This is a genomic window from Bradyrhizobium sp. MI1.11 (assembly GCF_055811255.1).
The window spans coordinates 75,465-94,839 of record NZ_JBVVPM010000019.1 but is presented as its reverse complement, the minus strand read 5'-3'; the positions used below and the strand labels follow the sequence as shown (position 1 = coordinate 94,839).

The 19,375-nt window shown below is 63.9% G+C and carries 17 protein-coding genes and 1 pseudogene; 9 read left to right on the top strand and 9 right to left on the bottom strand.

Annotated features, from left to right (window positions below; genetic code table 11):
• Window positions 1-137 precede the first annotated feature (137 nt).
• The 4 genes from AC0L30_RS20130 to AC0L30_RS20115 are packed head-to-tail and all read left to right on the top strand — an operon-like array spanning window position 138 to window position 3,602.
• On the top strand, window positions 138-1,400 hold the full coding sequence (locus AC0L30_RS20130) for a Tm-1-like ATP-binding domain-containing protein (RefSeq protein ID WP_007601632.1): 1,263 nt from the start codon (window positions 138-140) through the stop codon (window positions 1,398-1,400).
• Window positions 1,397-2,062, top strand: a complete 666-nt coding sequence (locus tag AC0L30_RS20125; RefSeq protein WP_007601631.1) for an HAD family hydrolase — start codon at window positions 1,397-1,399, stop codon at window positions 2,060-2,062. Before AC0L30_RS20130 ends, AC0L30_RS20125 begins: the two co-directional genes overlap by 4 nt.
• Window positions 2,063-2,074: 12 nt before the next feature.
• Complete coding sequence (locus AC0L30_RS20120; RefSeq protein ID WP_007601625.1) at window positions 2,075-3,427, top strand: aminotransferase class III-fold pyridoxal phosphate-dependent enzyme; 1,353 nt, start codon at window positions 2,075-2,077, stop codon at window positions 3,425-3,427.
• A gap of 13 nt (window positions 3,428-3,440) precedes the next feature.
• Window positions 3,441-3,602: a hypothetical protein gene (locus tag AC0L30_RS20115; RefSeq protein WP_157158662.1), complete on the top strand. Its 162-nt coding sequence runs from the start codon at window positions 3,441-3,443 to the stop codon at window positions 3,600-3,602.
• Between the two features lie 112 nt (window positions 3,603-3,714).
• Here the strand turns inward: AC0L30_RS20115 and AC0L30_RS20110 are convergent, their stop codons facing one another.
• The 4 genes from AC0L30_RS20110 to AC0L30_RS20095 form a co-directional block, all read right to left on the bottom strand.
• Complete coding sequence (locus AC0L30_RS20110) at window positions 3,715-5,175, bottom strand: amidase (protein ID WP_007601624.1); 1,461 nt, start codon at window positions 5,173-5,175, stop codon at window positions 3,715-3,717.
• 230 nt (window positions 5,176-5,405) lie between these two features.
• The gene (locus AC0L30_RS20105; RefSeq protein ID WP_007601623.1) at window positions 5,406-6,407 is read right to left on the bottom strand and encodes a SphA family protein; all 1,002 of its coding nucleotides are present in this window, start codon (window positions 6,405-6,407) and stop codon (window positions 5,406-5,408) included.
• Window positions 6,408-6,556: 149 nt separating this feature from the next.
• Window positions 6,557-7,570, bottom strand: coding sequence for a helix-turn-helix domain-containing protein (locus tag AC0L30_RS20100; RefSeq protein ID WP_007601622.1), 1,014 nt, complete (start codon window positions 7,568-7,570; stop codon window positions 6,557-6,559).
• A gap of 231 nt (window positions 7,571-7,801) precedes the next feature.
• Window positions 7,802-8,476, bottom strand: coding sequence for a helix-turn-helix transcriptional regulator (locus tag AC0L30_RS20095; RefSeq protein WP_007601621.1), 675 nt, complete (start codon window positions 8,474-8,476; stop codon window positions 7,802-7,804).
• Window positions 8,477-8,791: 315 nt separating this feature from the next.
• On the opposite strand from AC0L30_RS20095, the gene AC0L30_RS20090 reads away from it, so the two are divergent.
• Window positions 8,792-9,730, top strand: coding sequence for a LysR family transcriptional regulator (locus tag AC0L30_RS20090; protein WP_007601620.1), 939 nt, complete (start codon window positions 8,792-8,794; stop codon window positions 9,728-9,730).
• Here the strand turns inward: AC0L30_RS20090 and AC0L30_RS20085 are convergent.
• The 4 genes and pseudogenes from AC0L30_RS20085 to AC0L30_RS20070 all read right to left on the bottom strand — a co-directional run bounded on the left by AC0L30_RS20085 (window position 9,703) and on the right by AC0L30_RS20070 (window position 14,036).
• Entirely contained in the window at window positions 9,703-9,945 is a 243-nt protein-coding gene (locus AC0L30_RS20085; protein ID WP_007601619.1) for a DUF2274 domain-containing protein, read from the bottom strand. The two genes, AC0L30_RS20090 and AC0L30_RS20085, sit on opposite strands and share 28 nt — an antisense overlap.
• A gap of 8 nt (window positions 9,946-9,953) precedes the next feature.
• Window positions 9,954-10,451, bottom strand: a pseudogene (locus AC0L30_RS20080) (TraB/TrbI/VirB10 family type IV secretion system protein); the annotation flags it as partial.
• Window positions 10,452-11,028: 577 nt separating this feature from the next.
• A complete protein-coding gene (locus AC0L30_RS20075) occupies window positions 11,029-11,811 on the bottom strand; it encodes an enoyl-CoA hydratase/isomerase family protein (RefSeq protein WP_473405004.1) in 783 nt (260 codons plus the stop codon).
• 134 nt (window positions 11,812-11,945) lie between these two features.
• Window positions 11,946-14,036: a molybdopterin-dependent oxidoreductase gene (locus AC0L30_RS20070; protein ID WP_007601617.1), complete on the bottom strand. Its 2,091-nt coding sequence runs from the start codon at window positions 14,034-14,036 to the stop codon at window positions 11,946-11,948.
• A 249-nt stretch (window positions 14,037-14,285) separates the two neighbouring features.
• On the opposite strand from AC0L30_RS20070, the gene AC0L30_RS20065 reads away from it, so the two are divergent.
• The 4 genes from AC0L30_RS20065 to AC0L30_RS20050 are packed head-to-tail and all read left to right on the top strand — an operon-like array spanning window position 14,286 to window position 18,555.
• The gene (locus AC0L30_RS20065) at window positions 14,286-15,242 is read left to right on the top strand and encodes a tripartite tricarboxylate transporter substrate binding protein (protein WP_198288326.1); all 957 of its coding nucleotides are present in this window, start codon (window positions 14,286-14,288) and stop codon (window positions 15,240-15,242) included.
• A gap of 15 nt (window positions 15,243-15,257) precedes the next feature.
• Window positions 15,258-15,728, top strand: coding sequence for a (2Fe-2S)-binding protein (locus AC0L30_RS20060; protein ID WP_007601615.1), 471 nt, complete (start codon window positions 15,258-15,260; stop codon window positions 15,726-15,728).
• Complete coding sequence (locus tag AC0L30_RS20055; protein WP_007601614.1) at window positions 15,725-17,860, top strand: xanthine dehydrogenase family protein molybdopterin-binding subunit; 2,136 nt, start codon at window positions 15,725-15,727, stop codon at window positions 17,858-17,860. Before AC0L30_RS20060 ends, AC0L30_RS20055 begins: the two co-directional genes overlap by 4 nt.
• Window positions 17,857-18,555 (top strand): molybdate ABC transporter substrate-binding protein, encoded by a 699-nt coding sequence (locus tag AC0L30_RS20050; RefSeq protein WP_007601613.1) that lies wholly within the window; start codon window positions 17,857-17,859, stop codon window positions 18,553-18,555. The genes AC0L30_RS20055 and AC0L30_RS20050 overlap by 4 nt, the downstream gene beginning before the upstream one ends.
• 9 nt (window positions 18,556-18,564) lie before the next feature.
• Here the strand turns inward: AC0L30_RS20050 and AC0L30_RS20045 are convergent, their stop codons facing one another.
• Window positions 18,565-19,371: an SDR family NAD(P)-dependent oxidoreductase gene (locus tag AC0L30_RS20045; RefSeq protein ID WP_007601612.1), complete on the bottom strand. Its 807-nt coding sequence runs from the start codon at window positions 19,369-19,371 to the stop codon at window positions 18,565-18,567.
• Window positions 19,372-19,375 lie beyond the last annotated feature (4 nt).

The following is a 19,375-nucleotide window of genomic DNA, read 5'->3' as shown; positions in this document are numbered from 1 at the left end:
GAGCGGCAATCAACCGATGGGTGGATGTCGTCCCGCGGCCGCCGCCTATAGCGTGCGGCCAAGCCTTGATGTCCTGCCTTCTGATGCAGGCACGTCGTTCCATTCTACCCACAGCCGTCGGTGAGAGCTGCCAGGTCATGCCCGAAACCATGAAACCCCGAATCCTGCTGATCGGCACCGGCGACACCAAGGCCGACGAGCTAGTCTTCATGCGCGAACGTATCACGCGGGCCGGCGGAGAGACCGTGATGATGGACATCAGCGTGCTCGGCGATCCGCCCTACCGCCCGCAGCACGACAAGCATGCCGTCGCCGCGGCCGCGCAGACGACCATCTCCGCGATCCTCGCCAGCGGTGACGAGAACTCCGCGATGTCAGCGATGGCACGCGGTGCCGCTATCCTTGCCCGAGAGCTCACTGAGGTCGACGCAATCGATGCGGTCATCGCCATCGGCGGCACCATGGGGACCGATCTCGCGCTCGACGTAGCGCTGGCGTTACCGCTCGGCATGCCTAAGCTCGTGGTCTCGACGGTCGCATTCTCGCACTTGATCCCGCCGGAGCGGATCGCAGCCGACCTGATGATGATCCTGTGGGCCGGCGGCCTCTATGGCCTCAACAGCACCTGCACATCGGTGCTGGCGCAGGCCTGCGGTGCCATCGTCGGCGCAGCGCGCAGCGCGATCCGACCGAAGAAGGACCGACCCGTCGTCGCCATCACCTCGCTCGGCAAGAGCTGTCTCAATTACATGGTGGAGTTGAAGCCGCAGCTTGAACGGCGCGGCTATGAGGTCGTGATCTTCCACACCACGGGCATGGGCGGCCGCGCCATGGAATCGATCGCCGCGCATGGCGGCTTTGCCGCGGTGCTGGATTTGAGCCTGCAGGAACTCGCCAACCAGCTCACCGGCTCGGTGGTGAATTCCGGCCCTGATAGGTTGGAGAATGCGGGCAAGGCCGGCATCCCGCAGATCGTCGCGCCCGGCGCCATCGACATGGTGGACTTTCCGGCCTGGCTGCCGACGCCGAAGGAATTGGCCGATCGTCCGTTCCACGCCCACAACCGCCTGCTCGCCTCGGCAACGTCGGGTCCGGACGACCGCCGCCGGATCGCACGCGCGATTGCCGAAAGGCTCGCGCAAGCCAAGGCGCCGGTGGCGTTCGTGCTGCCGGCAGGCGGCATCCAGCAATGGGACCGCGAGGGCGAGTCCCTGCACGATCCTGAAGGGTTGACGGCGTTCGTCTCTGAGATGCGCTCGGCCATCACTTCCCCTGTGGAACTTCACGAGTTGAAGGAGCATATCAACCACCCCGCCTTCGCCGAGCGCGTGCTGCAGATTTTCGATCGATGGGTGGCGGCCGGCATCGTGCCGGCCGGCCAGGCCACGGCCGCCGCGTGAAACCGCCGCTCGCCCGCGCGCTGGTGCTGGATTTCGGCGGGGTCATCTCAAGGACCCTGTTCGAGACTCATGATTTGACCGAGCAGGCACTGGGCCTGCCGCCCTGCACGCTGAAATGGCTCGGGCCCTTTGCGCCTGACACTGATCCTCTCTGGGCCTCCATGCAGCGCGGAGATATTTCCGAGCGCGACTACTGGCTGACGCGCAGCCGCGAGGTCGGGCACATGCTCGGCGAGGACTGGCAGGCCATGGAGACGTTCGTGCAGCGCGCTCGCGGCGCCGATCCCGTAACCGTCATTCGTCCCGAGGCGGGCCGTGCCATCCGCATGGTCGATGACGCCGGCTTTAAGCTCGCCATCCTCTCGAACGAGCTCGACCTGTTCTATGGCGCAAGCTTCCGGCACCGGCTGCCGGTCCTGTCGCGTTTCGCCGTGATCGTCGATGCGACCCATACCGGCATCCTGAAGCCCGATCCGCGCGCCTATCACGACGTGCTCGGCCGGCTTGGGCTCGCCGCGGAGGATTGCGTCTTCGTCGACGACCAACGCCGCAACATCGCAGGCGCCGCCGCCTGCAACATGCGAACCGTGCTGTTCGACGTCAGGAATCCCCGCGCGTCATACGGCGAAGCCTTGCGGCATTTTGGACTGACCTTCGACTGAGCCGAGAGGGACATGCGCGACAAGAATTTCCTGATCGAGAACAACGCCAAGCCAATCTGGCATCCGATGGCGCATCCCGCCGAGATGCGCGCGCAGCCGCCCCGCATCATTATGAAGGGCGACGGCGTGCATGTCACCGACATCGACGGTCGCAGGGTGATCGACGCCGTCGGTGGCCTCTGGAACGTCAATCTCGGCTACAGCTGCGATCCGATCAAGCAGGCGATCGCGGACCAACTCGGTGCCCTGCCCTACTATTCCGGCTTTCGCGGCACCTCGACCGGCCCGTCGATCGAGCTCGCCTACGAGCTCACCGAATGGTTCAAACCGGAAGGTATGGTCCGCGCCTTCCTGACGTCAGGCGGCTCGGATTCGGTGGAGACCGCGCTACGGCTGGCGCGGCAGTACTGGAAGATCAAGGGGCAAAGCGATCGCACCAAATTCCTGGCGCTGAAGAAGGGCTATCACGGCACCCATTTCGGCGGCGCCTCGGTCAATGGCAATGCCAATTTCCGCCGTAACTATGAGCCGCTGCTACCCGGCGTGTTCCACGTCCCCGCGCCCTGGACTTACCGCAATCCCTTCAATGAAACCGATCCGGTAAAGCTCGCGCAGCTTTGCGCCGCGGACATGGAGGATGAAATCGCCTTCCAGGGTGCCGACACAATCGCTGCTTTCATCATGGAGCCCGTGCTCGGCGCCGGCGGCGTCATCGTGCCGCCCGATGGCTTCATGACGCTCGTGCGCGAGATCTGCGACCGTCACGGCATCCTGATGATCGCGGACGAGGTCGTCACCGGATTTGGCCGGACCGGCGCCTGGTCGGGCTCGCGGCTGTGGGGCGTGAAGCCGGATATGATGACGATCGCCAAGGCCATCACCTCGGGCTATTTCCCGCTCGGTGCGACCTTGATCGGCGACAAGGTGGCTGAAGCGTTCGAGGCCGACACCACCAGCTTCGGCTCGATCGGGCACGGCTACACTTATTCGGGCCATCCGGTCGGCTGTGCGGCGGCCATTGCGGCGCTGGCCGAAACGAAGCGCCTCAGAGTCGACGAGAATGCCGCCGCGCGAGGCAAGGAGTTGGCCACCGCCCTCGAAGGGCTGAAATCGAAGCATGCGCTGGTCGGCGACATCCGCTGCAAGGGATTGATGGCCGCGATCGAGCTGGTCGCCGACCGCGACAGCAAGAAGCCGATCGACAAGAGGCTGATCGACAAGATCGCCGACGGCATCTACGAGTCCGGGGTGATGATCCGCGTCTCCGGGAACAATATCATCCTGTCGCCTCCCCTGATCCTCTCGGCGGTCGACGTGGTGACAATCGTCCAAGGCATCGACGCCGGCCTATCAGTGGCCACCTAAGGCGACGCAGGCGATGGCCCGCTCGAGCAGCGGACCGTCGTCCCGTCCTTGTCGAGGCGAAGTCGGCGCCATGGTCTGGTCGGTGCAGAAGATCCGCGCTGCGCAGCAGGTCGAGGGCAGCAACAATCTCGCGTGCGGTCACGGCGTCCATCGATGGGACGCCGATGCCGGTTGAGACGCCCTGGTCTCCGCATGCAACGCCGGCATGATGACGATCGCTGCGGCAAGCACCGCTCCGGAGCCACGACGTCCGCGATCCCCTGTCCAACCGTCCGTCGCAAGCATACTCACAAAGGCGGCGGGATGAAGCCCCCGAGCGCCCGTTCGAGCAACTGGGCGAACTTCAGCGGCGTGCGGTCTTCGAGGTAAGGACCGACGATCTGGACGCCGGCCGGCAGCCCCTCTACCAGTCGTCGGGTCGGGATCGCGGTGGCCGGCAGGTTCGCTACCGTCACCAGGCCGGGCCACATCAGATTGTCCATGTAGGGCGACGGCCGGCCGTTCACGACGATTCGACGCTCGAACTGCGCAGCCAGATCCATCCGCGCGACATCATGCGGAAACGCGACCGTCGGCGTGGTTGGGCACAACAGGACGTCATAGTGCGTGAAAAACTCGCGCCAGGCGCGGAACAGTCTTTCGCGCGCTTCAGCGGCATCGGCGAATTGCGCAAGGCTCTGGCCCATCGCCTCCGCCACCATGCGCGGATAGCTGCCCTCCGGCGCCGCCTTGCCACCTGCGATGATCTCATCGCGCGCCGGCGGCGGCACACCCACGCCGATGATACCGAATAACGTCTGCATGTAGACGCGGAAGCTCTCCGTCGGATCAATCGCCGGCCGCGCGGTGGTGTCGACTTTCACCCCAAGTCGCGCGACATCCTCGACCAGCCCGTCGATCGCGGCGGCATAGGCTCCATCCAGTGCATAAGCCTTCGCGTCATTCCAGACAGCAACCCGGAATTCGCGCAAGTCCGTGTGCCGCGCCGGCGGTAAGGCGAGGCGATACGCCGTCCGCTTCAGCTCCGGCGCGTCGGTGAGCAAATCGAGCATTAGTTCGAGATCGAACGCAGAGCGTGCTAACGGACCGACGACAGCGAGCTCGGGCTCCGACAAATGGCCGGGCGGCGGCGGGATATGTCCGTCGACCGGCACGATGCCGTAGCTCGGCTTGTGACCATAGACGCCGCAAAAATGCGAGGGCACGCGGATCGAGCCGCCGATGTCGCTGCCGAGCTCCAGCGGCGTGAAGCCGGCCGCCAGCGCCGCCGCCGAACCGCCGGAGGAGCCACCAACCGTGCGGTCGCCATTCCAGGGATTGCGCGTCAGCCCGAACAGGGAGTTGCAGGACTGGTGGTCGGCCGCCGCCGGGGGCAGATTGGTCTTGCCGAAGATGATCGCGCCAGCCGCGCGCAGCTTCGCGACCGCGGCCGCGTCGATCGCCGGGCGATAGTCGCGCAACGGTTCGAGCCCGCAGGTCGCGGTCATGCCGGTGACGGCGAACGTGTCCTTGATCGTCATCGACACGCCATGCAGCGGGCCGAGGGATGCGCCACGGGCCCGCGCCGCGTCCGCCTCCTTGGCCGATCTGCGCGCACCCTCCTCGTCCAGCGCCACCACGGCGTTCATCTGTGGATTGAGCTGCCGCACTCGCGCAAGATTCTCATCCAACAACTCGCAGGCGCTGATCCGACCTGTCGCGAGCATCTTAGCGAGATCGGCAGCCGTGGCGTAAGTGATCTTTTTCATCGCGGTGTCCCTTCAGATACGTCGTCGTTTAGCGCCAGGCCCGCCGCAGGAAAAGTTCGGCAAGTCGCGGTTACGAATAATCCACCATTCGGTGGATGCTCCCGGCCGAGCACGTTTTGAACAGCCAAAGGCGGCCGTTAGGGAACCGCGATCAACGCGATTCCCTTCTGGCTACCCACTGCACGCTGCAGAACGGGCGGCGTTGCTGCCCGCTTTACTGGGTGAGCATCTTACTTCGTGAACGTCGGCCGCTTGGCCGGCGGCGGGGGCGCATCTGGTCCCCACAGTCGGAAGCTCAGATTGGCGAACACCGAATAACCCTTGGTGATCGCGGCGGTGTCGATGCCGGGCGGGCCGGCGGTGCCGCCGGACACTGTCGAGGAGAATTCATGCGTGGCCCAGACCGTCAACGCAGCCGGCCCGAAATTGTAGCCGACCAGACCACCGCCGGCCCAGTTGTTGTACCGGTTGACGTTGATCGCGTTGCCGTAGAACGCGCTCGACTTGTCGTCGGTAACCTGGCCGGCATAATAGGCTACTGGCCCGAACGTCCAATTGCCGATCGTCTTGGTGGCCGCGAATTCGGCATGGAAAATGTCGCCGGAACGATAGCCGGTGATCGAGTTCGCGGTGTTGATCTCCTGGAACAGATTGGCCGTCAAATTCCAGCCGTCGTTCAGATAGGACACCACCAGTTCAGGCTGAAAGGTCCACCAGGGATTGCCGACGCTGTTCAGTCCGGCGGGCCCGCTGATCGACCCGTTCGGCACATGGATGCCGAGACCGGTCTTGACGAAGAAACCGCTGTCGCCGAGCTTCCAGCTCAACTCCGCTGGCACGATGAAGGTGTTATGCATGCCGGCTAGTTGGACGTTGATGGGTGAGCCGACGTCCGCCATGATCCAGGGCTGCACGATGACCGCATTATAGGTCGCGCCGAATAAGGTCCAGCCCGGCACCCACAACAGACCCGATGTTTCGACTGCGGAATGCGCAGGCGTCGCCGCGCCACCGACATTCGGCGCGCCGGGACCGACAAGGTTCGAGTGATAGGTGAAAACCTGATTGAAGCTGTAAAGACCGGGCGGCGGTGCGCCGGCCGTCCCGCCACCAAGAGTGATCCCGGGCTTTTGCGCAAAGCCTGGGGAACCAAACTCGAATGCATTGGCGCTGGTTGCGCCCGCGCTGATCGCGACAAGTGCCGCCGCAGCAATTCGTCCGTTGATCGTCATGTAGCCCCCATCCCCGTTATCGCTGCGTCGGTCACGTTCCGATCGACGACCGATCGTGCGCGGCGCAGCAGTTGCGGGCGAAACTTGGAACGGGCCCCTGACCGGCGTTATCCGGATTCGGCAAACGCGGAGGCAGTGATGCGAAATTCCTAAACTGATGCAGACAGAACACGCCGCACCGTGTGCGAGGGCAGCTCGCCAAACAGCTGCCGATAGTTTTCGGTAAAGCGGCTCCAGTGCCAAAAGCCCCACCGCGCCGCAACATCGCCGATCGACACCGGTTGCCCCGCCGCGGCGAGCGCACGCAGCTCGCGACACACCGCGTTCAGCCGCAGCATGCGCAGATACTGTAACGGCGTCAGCCCGAGCGCATCCCGAAAGCAGCCCTGCAGCGTCCGGCGGCTGACACCGACATGGCGGCACAGGTCGGCGATGCTCGGAGGATCATCGGCATGAGCGATCACGTACTCCTTGATTCGATCCACAATCCGCTTTTGCGCGGTCACGCCGTTGACATCGCGCCAGGCATTTTCCGACAGGATGTCAGCGAGAGCATCAACGACGGTGTCTTCGAGGGACTCTTGCGCGCGGGCAAATCCGATCGCACGTTGAAGTCGATCCCCCTGGTCGCAGATCTCACGAAAACCATGCTGGAGTGTCGATAGTCCGCCGGGCGATCCGCTGAAGCAATGATTCTGCTGGCGACGACTGGCGACGAAGTCGGCGGCCCGCCTCTCGCCGAGCGTTTCGAGCAACGACGTCAGGCGGCTGCGGACAATAGCTATCGACACCACATCGAGCTGCGTCGGCGTCAGCAAGGGCGGCAGGTCCGCTCCGTCGCTGAGCAATACATTCGGAAAGGCCAAGGGCCGACCGTTGAAATGCGCCTCGTTGGAGGCCGCCAGCGGCAGGCTGAAGACGAGTGAATCCGGCCAAGCCGAGCCCTGCTTGATCAGCGCCTGCGAGATGGTTTCCCTGATGATCTCGAGACTGCCGAGTCGGATCATCACGAGCCGCCCGGCAAAACGCCCGGACGACACCTGGTCTATCCGCAGGTCCCAGCCGTGGAAGCGGCCGGCATGGTCCACCGCATCGACGGACTCCACCACCGTCACACCGATGACGCTGCCAGGCTCCGTCTTGCAAACGGGTACGTCCGCCATGAAGCGCTCCCTGAGACCGAGCTTGGCGAACGTGCCGAACGGTAACAATCAACCCTTGGGTGGACAGCTTGCGTACCACCGGAAACAAGTCATGTCGGCGGCCGCATCGGCCTCAATAGCGACGCCAATCTCGAAAATCTAAACCCGCCGCGCATGAGGCAGCAATCAACCGGATGGTGGATGGGGTCGTGGAGGCAGGACTCAGTGAGGCAAGGCTCAGCGAGGTAAGACTCAGCGAGGTCGCGACATCAGGGCGACGACGGCCGAGCGGGTCTCGACACCGAGCTTCTCGAAGATATGGATCAGGTGCGTCTTCACGGTGGCGAGGCCGATATTCAGGCACTCGCCAATCTCGCGATTGGTCCGGCCGCAGCAGAGCAGGTCGATGACCTCGAGCTCACGTGAGGTCAGGCCATAGCGCGCGGGCTCGTCTGGCGAAGGCGCCAGGCAACGCGTCAAATTGAACTCGAGATAATCGTGGATCTTCTCGGCGATGTTCATCGCGCCGTCGGGGATCCTGCAACCGGATCCCCAAAGCACGCTCATCCCCGCCACGATCCGATCGTTACGGCGGAAGAAGAATTCGATTATGTCGGCGATACCACACTGTCCGGCGAAGGTGCGGAAGGTCAGCGCTTCCTTTGTGGCACATCGACCGATGACGACACTGAGCCGCGCAATTGGCTGATTGGTTGCGGAACGCGGATGCAGTGGATCGAGCCGGTTCATCCCGGCCAGATACTGGTCGTGAAAGCCCGACGGGACGCCGCTTGAGAGCACGAAGCGGTTGAGATTGAGGTTACTGTCGACCTCGTAAAACACGGTCGCAGCCCCCTCGAGAATCCCTCTTGCGAACTGGACGGCCTGCGTGGTTGCCGGATCCGACCGGCCCAACAGCGCAATCATGACCTACCTCCCCGAATGTTTCTCCGATGGCGGACGTCTGCGCGTCGCATGGCCAACAACGCTGTGACAGGCGCGCCGCATAGTCAAGCAAATTACGTGCCGAGCAATCATCGGACGCAAGCCTGATGCAGTATCAGCCAAGCAAACAGTCGCAAGCCTCCACCATCCGGTTGATTGCCGGCCGTCAGGCGCACGCTGAAGCTCGATGCTGATTTCCTGCAATCGCGAGACAAGGAGTTCTGTTAGTTCTCAAACGAAATTGCTGCCTGCAGCACGACGAAATCAGTCAGTTTCGCGAATTACGAAAACGAGAAAATGGATCAGTCACGGACGTCCCGGGGGCACGCGGTCGACCTGCAGCAGCTTCGATTTGCGGTAGCAGCCGCAGACTATGGGAGTATTCGGCAAGCCGCCGAGTTGCTGTCCGTTCGACACTCAATCCTGAGCCGATCCATTCGTCAGCTTGAACATCTGATCGGCGTTGCCATATTCGAGCGCTCGGGCGGGGGCGTAAAGCCGACGCCGGCTGGACGAAGCGTTCTGAGGATGGCTGGGTTAATTTTGGAGCAGGTCGATGTGCTGGTAGCAACAGCAAAGTCGAATAGCCGAGGCGAAGTTGGCCGCCTTTCGATCGGCTTTTGCACCTCCATTTCAGCAGGCAATCTGCGAGCAACACTTAGCGAATTCAAGAACCGGCATCCTCGGGTCGAACTCGCGACGGTCGAGCGGTCGCGGACGCATCTCGGGACAGCGCTGCGAAATGGCACAGCGGACGTTCTCATCGTGGCTGGGGGCGCGCGACTGCCGGACAATAGCGTTCACCCACTTTGGAGTGAGCGTATCCTGGTTTCTTTGCCGGACAATCACGCATTGGCAGCAGAAACTGTAGTCCATTGGACCGATCTCCGAAATGAGACCGTCCTGCTGAGCCAGCACGATCCCGGACGCGAGCTTGAGGATCTCTTGATATCAAAGCTTGTTTCTCCTGCGGATCGACCGAAGATCGAACGCCACGACGTCAGCCGCGGTATCATCAAGAGTCTCGTCAGCATGAAGCTCGGGATCAGCCTGGTCCTGGAATCAGATGTTGGCGCGAGCCTAGCTGGTTTGGTCTATCGCGAGTTACGAGATGGGACGGGGCCGACCCGGGTTGACTTTTCGGCACATTGGCGAGCCGATAACGACAATCCAGCCTTGGATAGTTTTCTCAAACTCCTCGCTGAACGTTACCCTTTGCTGTCCTCCGGCGAGTGAACCGCGCGTCGAAATTTTGCAAAGCCACGATCCGTAGCCATGAACCGCGCCAGCATCGGTGCGATAAGCTTACCCGGTTCGCTGATGGGTTGACCGGATTCGCTTGCAACGGCTTTCGCATAGGCGAGCAGATCCCGATGTACAGAAGCCGGCAACTCAACGCTGACCCTAACGGGCTTGTCGTCAGGTAGCGCTCCAATCCTAAGCTTAGCCATAGGTGCCTTTACTCTCTGTATCGCTCGAGAACGAGATCGCGATTGACAAGGACGCGGATCGGAAAGCCCGGGCGGATGGTCAACGTTGGTTGAATATTGAGGCTGCGCCGAACCACCTGCTGTCCAGTTTGGTTTAGTGAGTCGGAGGCGCCGTGCCGCAATGCCTGAATGATGGCACTGTCGTTGCTATTGGTGTCCGAACTAGCTCCCAATTCCGTCCCTACAGCAAGAACCGTCGATAGTGCCGCAGCCTTGAATAGCTCACCCCAATGATTGTCGACCTGGTCTTCGAGCCCCGCGTAGCCTGCGCTGTCAGCACCGGACTGCCGCTCCAGAACGATCGAGCGGCCGTTCGGCATGATAAGCCGGGTCCAGACCAGCAGCACTCGCGACTGGCCGAACGAAACCTGGCTATCATAATTGCCGATCAGCTTCGCTCCTTGGGGCACGAGCAAAAAGCGTCCGGTCGGAGTGTCGTATAAATTCTCCGTCACTTGCGCCGTGATTGGCGCCTTCGACATTTCGCACTATCGCCCCAGCGAGCGGCCAAACAGCGTCAGAATCGTGCATCCGAAGAATGGAGAGGAGGCCTGGTGGCCCCTAACGGACGAAACTGGCGCCCCTCTCTTCCCTGAACTTATGGAGGAACTTGACGAGATCAAAAGGACCGGCCTCTCCGGCCTGGTATTCCGGCGCGACCATGCGCATCGTCAGTCGGCAATCCCGCTACCATGGATTACCCCGCGCAAGGATCTTCGCTATCTACGTAGTGTGGTAAAAACCATTATCACAGAGGCTGGCCTACGTCAGGAGCTTTCTTTTCGGTCCTTCCGACACGGAGGATTTACTGAAGGCGCCGACAGCGATCTCACGGATGCAGAGTTGCGCGCCGCTGGCCGTCATAGATCAAGTCGCCAACTGCCAACCTACGCCAAGCGTACTGGCAGGCAGTTGATCATTGCCACAAAAAAGCGTCGCGAGGAGCGGACAAGATCTCTTCTTATTCGGCTAAACGCCAATCTCTCCTCGGAATAAAGGCGCGTCGATCGACGGCAGCGCCCACGAATGCGCTGAAAGGATCGCCTATTTTCCCGTCCACACCGGCTTGCGCTTCTCGCTGAACGCTTTCAGCCCTTCCTTGGCGTCCTCGGTCATCGCGAGCAGCGCGATCTGGCTTTCGGTGTAGGCGATGCTCTCGTCGAACGACATCGAGGCGATGGCACGCATCGCGTATTTGCCGCGCCGGATCGCGGTCGGGGATTTATCGACGATTCGACCGATCAGCCAGTCGACCTTGGCATCCAGTTCGGCCGCGGGCACGATGTAATTGAGCAAGCCCGCTGCCAGCGCCGCTTTCGCGTCGAACGGCTCGCCGGTCAGCGCCCATTCGTTGACGAGGCGCGGCGGGGCGATGGACTGCAACAGGCTCAACACCTGCATCGGGAACACGCCGATCTTGACTTCCGGCAGACCGAAGATGACGTGATCGGCGGCGACGGCCATGTCGGTCATGCAGAGCAGGCCCATGCCGCCGGCCATGCAAACCCCGCCAACGCGCGCAATCGCGGGCTTGGTCGCGTTCTGCGACAAGCGCAACAGATCGGCATAGTCGACATTCGGCTTCGAATGATCCATCGCGAAAGCCGCGCCGGAGTTCTGCAGGTCCGCACCGGCGCAGAACGCCTTGTCGCTCGCGCCCGTCAGCACGATGACACGGACGTCCTTGTCGTCATGCGCGTCGCGATAGCCGCGCGCGATGCCGGCGATGACCTCGCCATTCAGCGCGTTTCGTTTCTCGGGACGGTTGATGGTGATCCAGAGCGCCTGGCCGCGCTTCTCGGTGATCACGGCTGTGGTGTCGGTCATGGTACGCTCGCTTCCTTGGGCTCCCGTTTAGCGGCCCATTTGCGGCAGCTCGGGCCGAAGGTGCAAGGGCAATCTGCGGTACGGCGCCGCTTTAGCGCCTCGACACAAACTTGAAAGGCGATCGAAGCGCAGGCTCAGGCCGCGACCGCTTTCCTGATCCAGACCTTGTTGTCGTGGAATGCGGCGCCGCCAATCGGCGCAATGGTGTCCGCGCCCGTCAGCATGTTGATGCCGCGGTCACCGATATGGTTCTTGTTGGGATGAACGGACTCCGCGATCAGCACGCCGCGCCGCACGCCCTCGAACAGCGTGGCGATCAGCGTGGTCTCGCCGCGGGTGTTGCCGAGCGTCACGGCATCGCCATGGGCGATGTCGAGCGCGGCCGCATCCAGGGGATGGATCATCACGCTGGCCTTGCCCTCACGCGCTTGGGAGGACGGCGTCTCGTTGAACGTGGTGTTGAGGAAGCTGCGCGACGGGCTCGTCGCAAGCCGGAACGGATGGGCCTGGTCGGGATGCTCGATCACCGCCCAATGGTCCGGCAGCGACGGCATCTTGTCGAAGTCCCCCATCGTCTGGCCGAACGGCGGATGCGCCCAATCGGCTTTGAAATGGAATTTCCTGTCGGCATGGGCGAAGCCGTCGAGATAATGCGACGTGCGGAAGTCCGGCTGCAGGTCACGCCAGAGATCGGCTTCGAGGCCGGCAAGGTCGCCGTGGTCGCTGAGCTTCAGCGTCGCGTCGATCAATTCACGCGGGGTCAGCTCGAACCCCGGATGCTTGGCGCCAAGCCGCGGCGCCAGCGCCTGCAGGACCTCGTGATTGGAGCGGCATTCGCCGGGCGGGTCGATCAGCTTCGGCCCGACCGAGATGTGCTGGTGGCCGCCGCCGTAATAGAGATCGTCATGTTCCATGAACATCGTCGCCGGCAGCACGATGTCGGCCATCTCGGCGGTCTCGGTCATGAACTGCTCGTGCACCGCGACGAACAGATCCTCGCGCGCAAAACCCTGCGCTACCCGCGCCTGCTCCGGCGCCACCGTCATCGGATTGGTATTCTGGATCAGCATCGCCTTGACCGGACCTTTGCCGTGCAAGGCTTTGGAATCGCCGGTGAGAATGCGGCCGATCTGCGACTGGTCGAGCGCGCGGATAGTTGGGTCGATGGCGTCGTGGCCTTCGATGATGGATTCGTTGAAGTGCCACAGCGCGTAATTGTTGAAGAAGGCGCCGCCGCCTTCATATTGCCAGGCGCCGGTCACCGCCGGAATGCAGTTCGCGGCATGCATCTGCGCCGCGCCGTTGCGCGATCGGGTGAAGCCGTAGCCGAGCCGGAAGAAAGACCGCTTGGTCTCGCCAACCAATTTGGCAAAGGCCTCGATCTCCGCCACCGGCACGCCTGAGATCGCGGACGCCCATTCGGGGTTGCGCGTCTTCAGATGCGCCTCGAGCTCGCCAGGGCAATCGGTGTACTTGTCCATATAGGCGCGGTCGGCATAGCCGTCGCGGAACAGGACGTGCATGACGCCGCAGGCGAACGCGCCGTCGGTGCCGGGCCGCAGGATGATCTTGATATCCGCCTGCTTCATGGTCTCGTTGTTGTAGATGTCGACGGCCGCGATCTTGGCGCCGCGCTCCTTGCGCGCACGGGCAGCGTGCGTCATCACGTTGACCTGGGTGTTGACGGGGTTGGTGCCCCAGATCACCACGAGATCGGAGAGCGCCATCTCGCGCGGATCGACGCCGGCGATCTTGCCGGTGCCGATCGCGAACCCGATGCGCCCGACATTGGCGCAGATGGTCTGATAGAACCGCGAATATTTCTTCACATGCGTGAGGCGGTTGAGGCCATCGCGCATCACCAGCCCCATCGTGCCGGCGTAATAATAGGGCCAGATTGACTCCGCGCCGAATTCGCGCTCGGCCTGATTGAAGCGATGCCCGATCTCGTCCAGCGCCTCGTCCCAGCTGATCCGGGCGAATTGGCCGGAGCCCTTCGCACCGGTTCGGCGCAGCGGATACATCAGCCTTTCAGGATGATGGATGCGCTCGGCATAACGGGCGACCTTGGCGCAAACCACGCCGGCCGTATAGGTCTGCTTTTTCGAACCGCGGACACGGCCGATGCTGCGTCCCTCGACCACCTCGATATCGAGGGCACAGGCCGAGGGGCAATCATGCGGACAGGTCGAATGGCGGATTTCGATCTTGGCGTGCTGGTTCATGTCCAATTTGGTAACACCAAAATACCCCTCAGCCGAGGGTATTTATCCGGCAAGGCCCATGCGATTTGCTCAAACCATGCGCCGCCGGTTCCTGCCGCGACCGCGAAGAGCGGTGCCGCCACACCGAAAACCGCAGGATATTCCAGGCACCATCGGCCTTGTGAGGCGTCGACAGTCCGCCTCCCCTGCCGCTACAGTGCCACCAACAAGAACGACATCAGGGAGGTGGGTGTGACGGCCCGACAATTCATGCTGGCGCTGGCCGCCGGCCTGCTCTGCGCATGCTCCGCAAGCCCATCCCTGGCGCAGGACTATCCCAACCATGCGGTCCGGATCGTCGTGCCCTTCGGCGCCGGTGGGCCGGCCGATGTCGCGGCCCGGCAGATCGGCAATGCGCTCCAGGAGAGTTTTGGCCAGCCCTTCGTGATCGAGAACCGCACCGGCGCGGGCGGCGTCATCGGCACGGTCGAAGCGGCGAAGTCGCCCGCCGACGGCTACACGCTGTTGATGATGTCCAACACCCAGACCGCGAACGAATCCCTGCTGACGCCGGACAAGCGCAAATACGAGCTGATGCGCGACCTCACGCCGATCGCGCCGGTGAACGCTTCCGATCTCGTTATCGTTGTGAACCCGCAAGTCTCCGCGAAGACGCTGCAGGAGTTCGTCGCGCTCGCCAAGTCGCAGCCGGGCAAGTTGAACTACGCCTCCTCCGGCCAGGGCACGCCCTATCACATGGCCGGCGAGCTGTTCAAAGCCATGGCCGGCATCGACCTCGTCCACGTCCCCTATCGCAACAGTGGCGAGGCACGCAGCGGCGTGATCGGCGGGCAGGTGCAGATGATGATCGACGCGGTGCCGGCGATGGCGCCGAACATCGGCGAGAACCAGGTCCGCGCGCTCGCGACCACCGGCAAGCAGCGCTCAGCGGTGCTACAGAGCGTGCCGACAGCGATCGAGGCGGGCGTACCAGGTTATGAAGCCACCATCTGGCTCGGCCTGATGGCGCCGGCCGGCACGCCGAAGCCCGTGATCGACAAGCTCAATGCCGCCGTGAACGCGATGGTGAAGCGGCCCGACATCGTCAAGCTCTGGACTGCGCAGGGCGCGGTGCCGATGTCAATGACACCGGAGGAATTCGACAAATTCCTGCGCGGCGACATCGAGAAATGGGCCGACGTGGTCAAGAAGTTTGACAAGTCCTGAGGCCGTAGAGCGACAATGCCGACCATTCAATTCCAGCTCAACGGCACGGCGGTGGCCGTGGATACCGATCCGGATCAGACGCTGCTCGACGTGTTGCGCGGCCGGCTCGGCGTCACAAGTCCGCACTTCGGCTGCGGGGCCGGCGAGTGCGGCGCCTGCTATGTCATGGTCGGTGATCGCGCGATGGCCTCCTGCGACATGCCGATGTGGTCGGTCGCAGACAAGGACGTCGTCACGGTGGAAGGTCTCGGCACGGCGGAGCAACCGCATCCGCTGCAACGCGCCTTTATCTCCGAGCAGGCGATGCAGTGCGGCTATTGCGTATCCGGGATCCTGATCAGCGCGGCGGCGCTGCTGAAGCGCAACCCGTCGCCGACGGAGGCGGAGGTGAAAACCGCGCTTGATCGCAATCTGTGCCGCTGCGGATCGCACAACCGCATGGTCCGGGCCGTGTTGCGGGCGGCCGCGGAGATGGCGGGATCATGAGTGCGCCGTCCCCTGCCCCGACACTGCCGGTCAGCCTTGCGGCCAATCCCAAGCTGTCATCCTGGGTGAAGCTCATCGGCGAAGGCCGTGTGGCGATCTCGCCCGGCAAGGTCGAGATCGGCCAGGGCATCGTCACGGCCCTGGCGCAGATCGCAGCCGACGAGCTCGACGTCGATATTGACCGCATCGAGATGATCCGCGCCTCCACGGCGGCAAGCCCGAACGAAGGCGTCACCTCGGGGAGCCTTTCGGTCCAGCAATCCGGCCGCGCGCTGCGCCACGCCTGTGCCGAGGTGCGCCAGCGCTTCCTCACCGCGGCATCGGAACGTCTCGGCGTCGATGCATCGCTGCTCGAGATCGATGACGGCACGATCTCGGGCCCCGGCAATGTCAGGACCAGCTATTGGGAGTTGGCTGGTGACGTCTCGCTCGACCACGGCGCCAATGCGGGCGCGACGGCGAAGATGGTCGCCAAGCGCACTGTGGCTGGACATTCGGTCCAGCGGGTCGACATTCCCGACAAGGTGTTTGCACGGCCGCGCTTTATCCATGACTGTCCGCTGCCGGACTTGCTGCACGGACGCGTGCTGCGGCCGGACATCTCGGGCGCCAGGCTGATCGCGCTCGACGAGACGGCGACGCGAGCCGTTCCCGGCCTCGTCGCGATCGTCCGCGACGGCGGCTTTGCCGGCGTGATTGCCGACAGCGAGGTAGCGGCGGAAGCCGCGCTGAAAGCCTTGCGCAAGGGGGCGACATGGTCGGCCGGTGAGCCGCTACCCGATGAAGCTGATCTGGCCGGGTTCCTGAAGAGCCAGCCGATCGAGACCACCGTGATCGACACCAGGACCACTGCGGCAACGACAGAGAAAGCTGCTCGCACCCTCCGCCGGCAATACATCCGTCCCTACATCGCGCATGCCTCGATCGCTCCGTCCTGTGCGATGGCCCGATGGGACGGCGATCGTGTCCATGTCTGGACGCACAGCCAGGGCGTCTACCTGCTGCGCGCCGACCTCGCGATCGTGCTCAAGCTGCCGGTCGAGAACATCGTCGTCGAGCACATGGAAGGCGCAGGCTGCTACGGGCACAACGCGGCCGATGACGTCGCGCTCGATGCCGTGCTGCTGGCGAAGGCTGCCGGCGGCCATCCGGTGCGGGTGCAGTGGTCGCGCCACGACGAGATGTCCCACGCGCCGTTCGGCGCGGCGATGGCGATCGAGATCGAGGCCGATCTCGATGCGGACAACGAGATCGTCAGTTGGCGCCATGCGATCTGGAGCAACGGCCACGCGGCGCGGCCGGGGCGCGCGGCACAGCCCGCGCTGCTCGCCGCAACCGAGATTGCGTCCCCCTACCCGCGCATGATCTCGACCAATCCGCCCGCGGCCAATGGCGGCGGCGGCGACCGCAACTCCGTTCCGCTCTACGACCTCAAGGCCTGGACGATCACGAGCCACCGGCTGCTGACCATGCCGGTGCGCACCTCGGCGCTGCGGACGCTCGGCGCGCAAGGCAATGTGTTCGCCGTCGAGTCCCTGCTCGACGAGATCGCCGCCCTGCGCGGCGAAGACCCGATCGCGTTCCGCCTGCGTCATCTGCGCGACGAGCGCGCGAAGGACGTCATCCGGGCCGCGGCACGACGCGCGCAGTGGAAACCGCAAAGGAAGTCCGGCATTGGTCATGGCGTCGGCTTCGCCCGCTACAAGAACACCGGGGCCTATTGCGCCGCGATTGCGGAGATCGAGGGCACCGAAGACATCCGCGTCAAGCGGCTGACGCTTGCGGTCGATGTCGGCGAGGCCATCAACCCGGACGGTGTCATCAACCAGATCGAGGGCGGCGCGATCCAGGCGACGAGCTGGGTGCTGAAGGAACGTGTCCGCTTCGACCGCACGCGCATCACATCGACGTCCTGGACCGACTATCCGATCCTGACCTTCAGTGAGGTGCCGGCGGTGGACGTCGAGATCGTCCAGCGGCCGGAGATCGAACCGGTCGGTGCCGGCGAGGCCGCCCACGGCCCGATGACGGCAGCGATCGCCAACGCCGTCTACGATTGCCTCGGCGTGCGCGTGCGCGACCTGCCGATCACCCGCGACAAGATCATTGCAGCCATGGAGCTGGCATCGTGACGACAGTGAGCATTTTGAGCGGAGGCGCGGCGCAAGGCCTGGTGCGCGGCCTCAGCGATCCCTTCAAGACGCAGACCGGCTTCGGCATTGACGGTGAGTTCGGCGCCGTCGGCATCATGGCGGACCAGCTGCGCGCGGGGACGGCGGCCGATCTGGTGATCCTGACGCAGGCGCTGCTTGCAAGGCTTGCCGAAGAGACGCTCGTCATCCCCTCCTCGATCTCTGATGTCGGACGGGTCGAGACCGCGCTGGCGGTCCGCAGCCGCGATCCCAAGGTGACCGTGAAGACTGAGGCTGATTTGCGCGAGGTGCTGCGCAGCGCCGACGCGATCTACGTCCCTGATACGAAAGCCTCGACGGCGGGACAGCACGTCGCGAAGGTGCTGGATCAGCTCGGCATCGCCTATGAGGTCGCGTCGCGCCTCAAGATCTTTCCCAACGGCGCGACCGCGATGCGGGAGCTTGCGGCGTCCACTGCCGCGCATCCGATCGGCTGCACGCAGGCCACCGAGATCATCGCAACCGACGGCATCGCGCTGTCGGGAGCGCTGCCGCCGGGCTGCGAGCTCGTGACGATGTACACGGCCGGCGTGACCACGCGGGCCGCCCATCCGCAAGAGGCGGCCGCGCTGATCGCGTTGCTGACCGGCGCAGACCGCAGGGATCTGCGCCAGCGCGCCGGCTTTACCGGCTAGATAGCCGCTTTATTTGTGCAACTGGGTGAGACCGGTCGGCGGACCGTCGACGGCGGTCCAGCCGCCATCGACGAACAGCGTGCTGCCGCTGACATAGCTCGCGGCGTCCGAGGCGAGATAAGCGACGGCTGTCGCGACCTCGTCGGCGCTGCTCCAGCGGTTGAACACGGTGTGGCCGGCGTAGAGATTGTAGATGTCGGGACGCTGCTTGAACGGGCCGGTCAGCGCGGTCTCGGCGATGCTTGGCGCGATCGCGTTGACCCGCACGCCGGAGCGTCCGACCTCGGAGGCAAAGCCCTTCACCAGCAGGCCAATGGCCGCCTTGGTCGAGCCGTAGACGCCGAGGCCCGGCTCGATGGTCACCGCCCGCACCGAGGAGCAGGCAATGATGCTGCCGCCCTTCTGCTCGACCATGATGCGGCCGAAAGCCTGGAAGAACCACACCGTGCCCTTGATGTTGAGGTTGAGGACGCGGTCGAGATCCTCCTCGGTGTAGTCGAGGATGGTCTTGCGGATGTTGAGCCCGGGCGTCGTCACCGCGATGTCGAGCCGTGAGAATTTCTGCATCACGGTCTTGGCCAGCGCATTGACATCAGCAGCGCTCGCGGCGTCGCACGCAGCCGCCTCGGCCCAGCCGCCCTTCTCACGAATGCCGGCGGCGGTTGTTTCGGCGGCGTCAAGCGCACGATCGGCGCAGATCACGCGGGCGCCAAGCCCGGCCAGCGCCTCGGCCGACGACTTGCCGATGCCCGAGGCAGCGCCCAGCACTACGGCCGTCTTGCCGGTGAGATCGAAGAGCTTGCGATAGTCAGTCACGGAT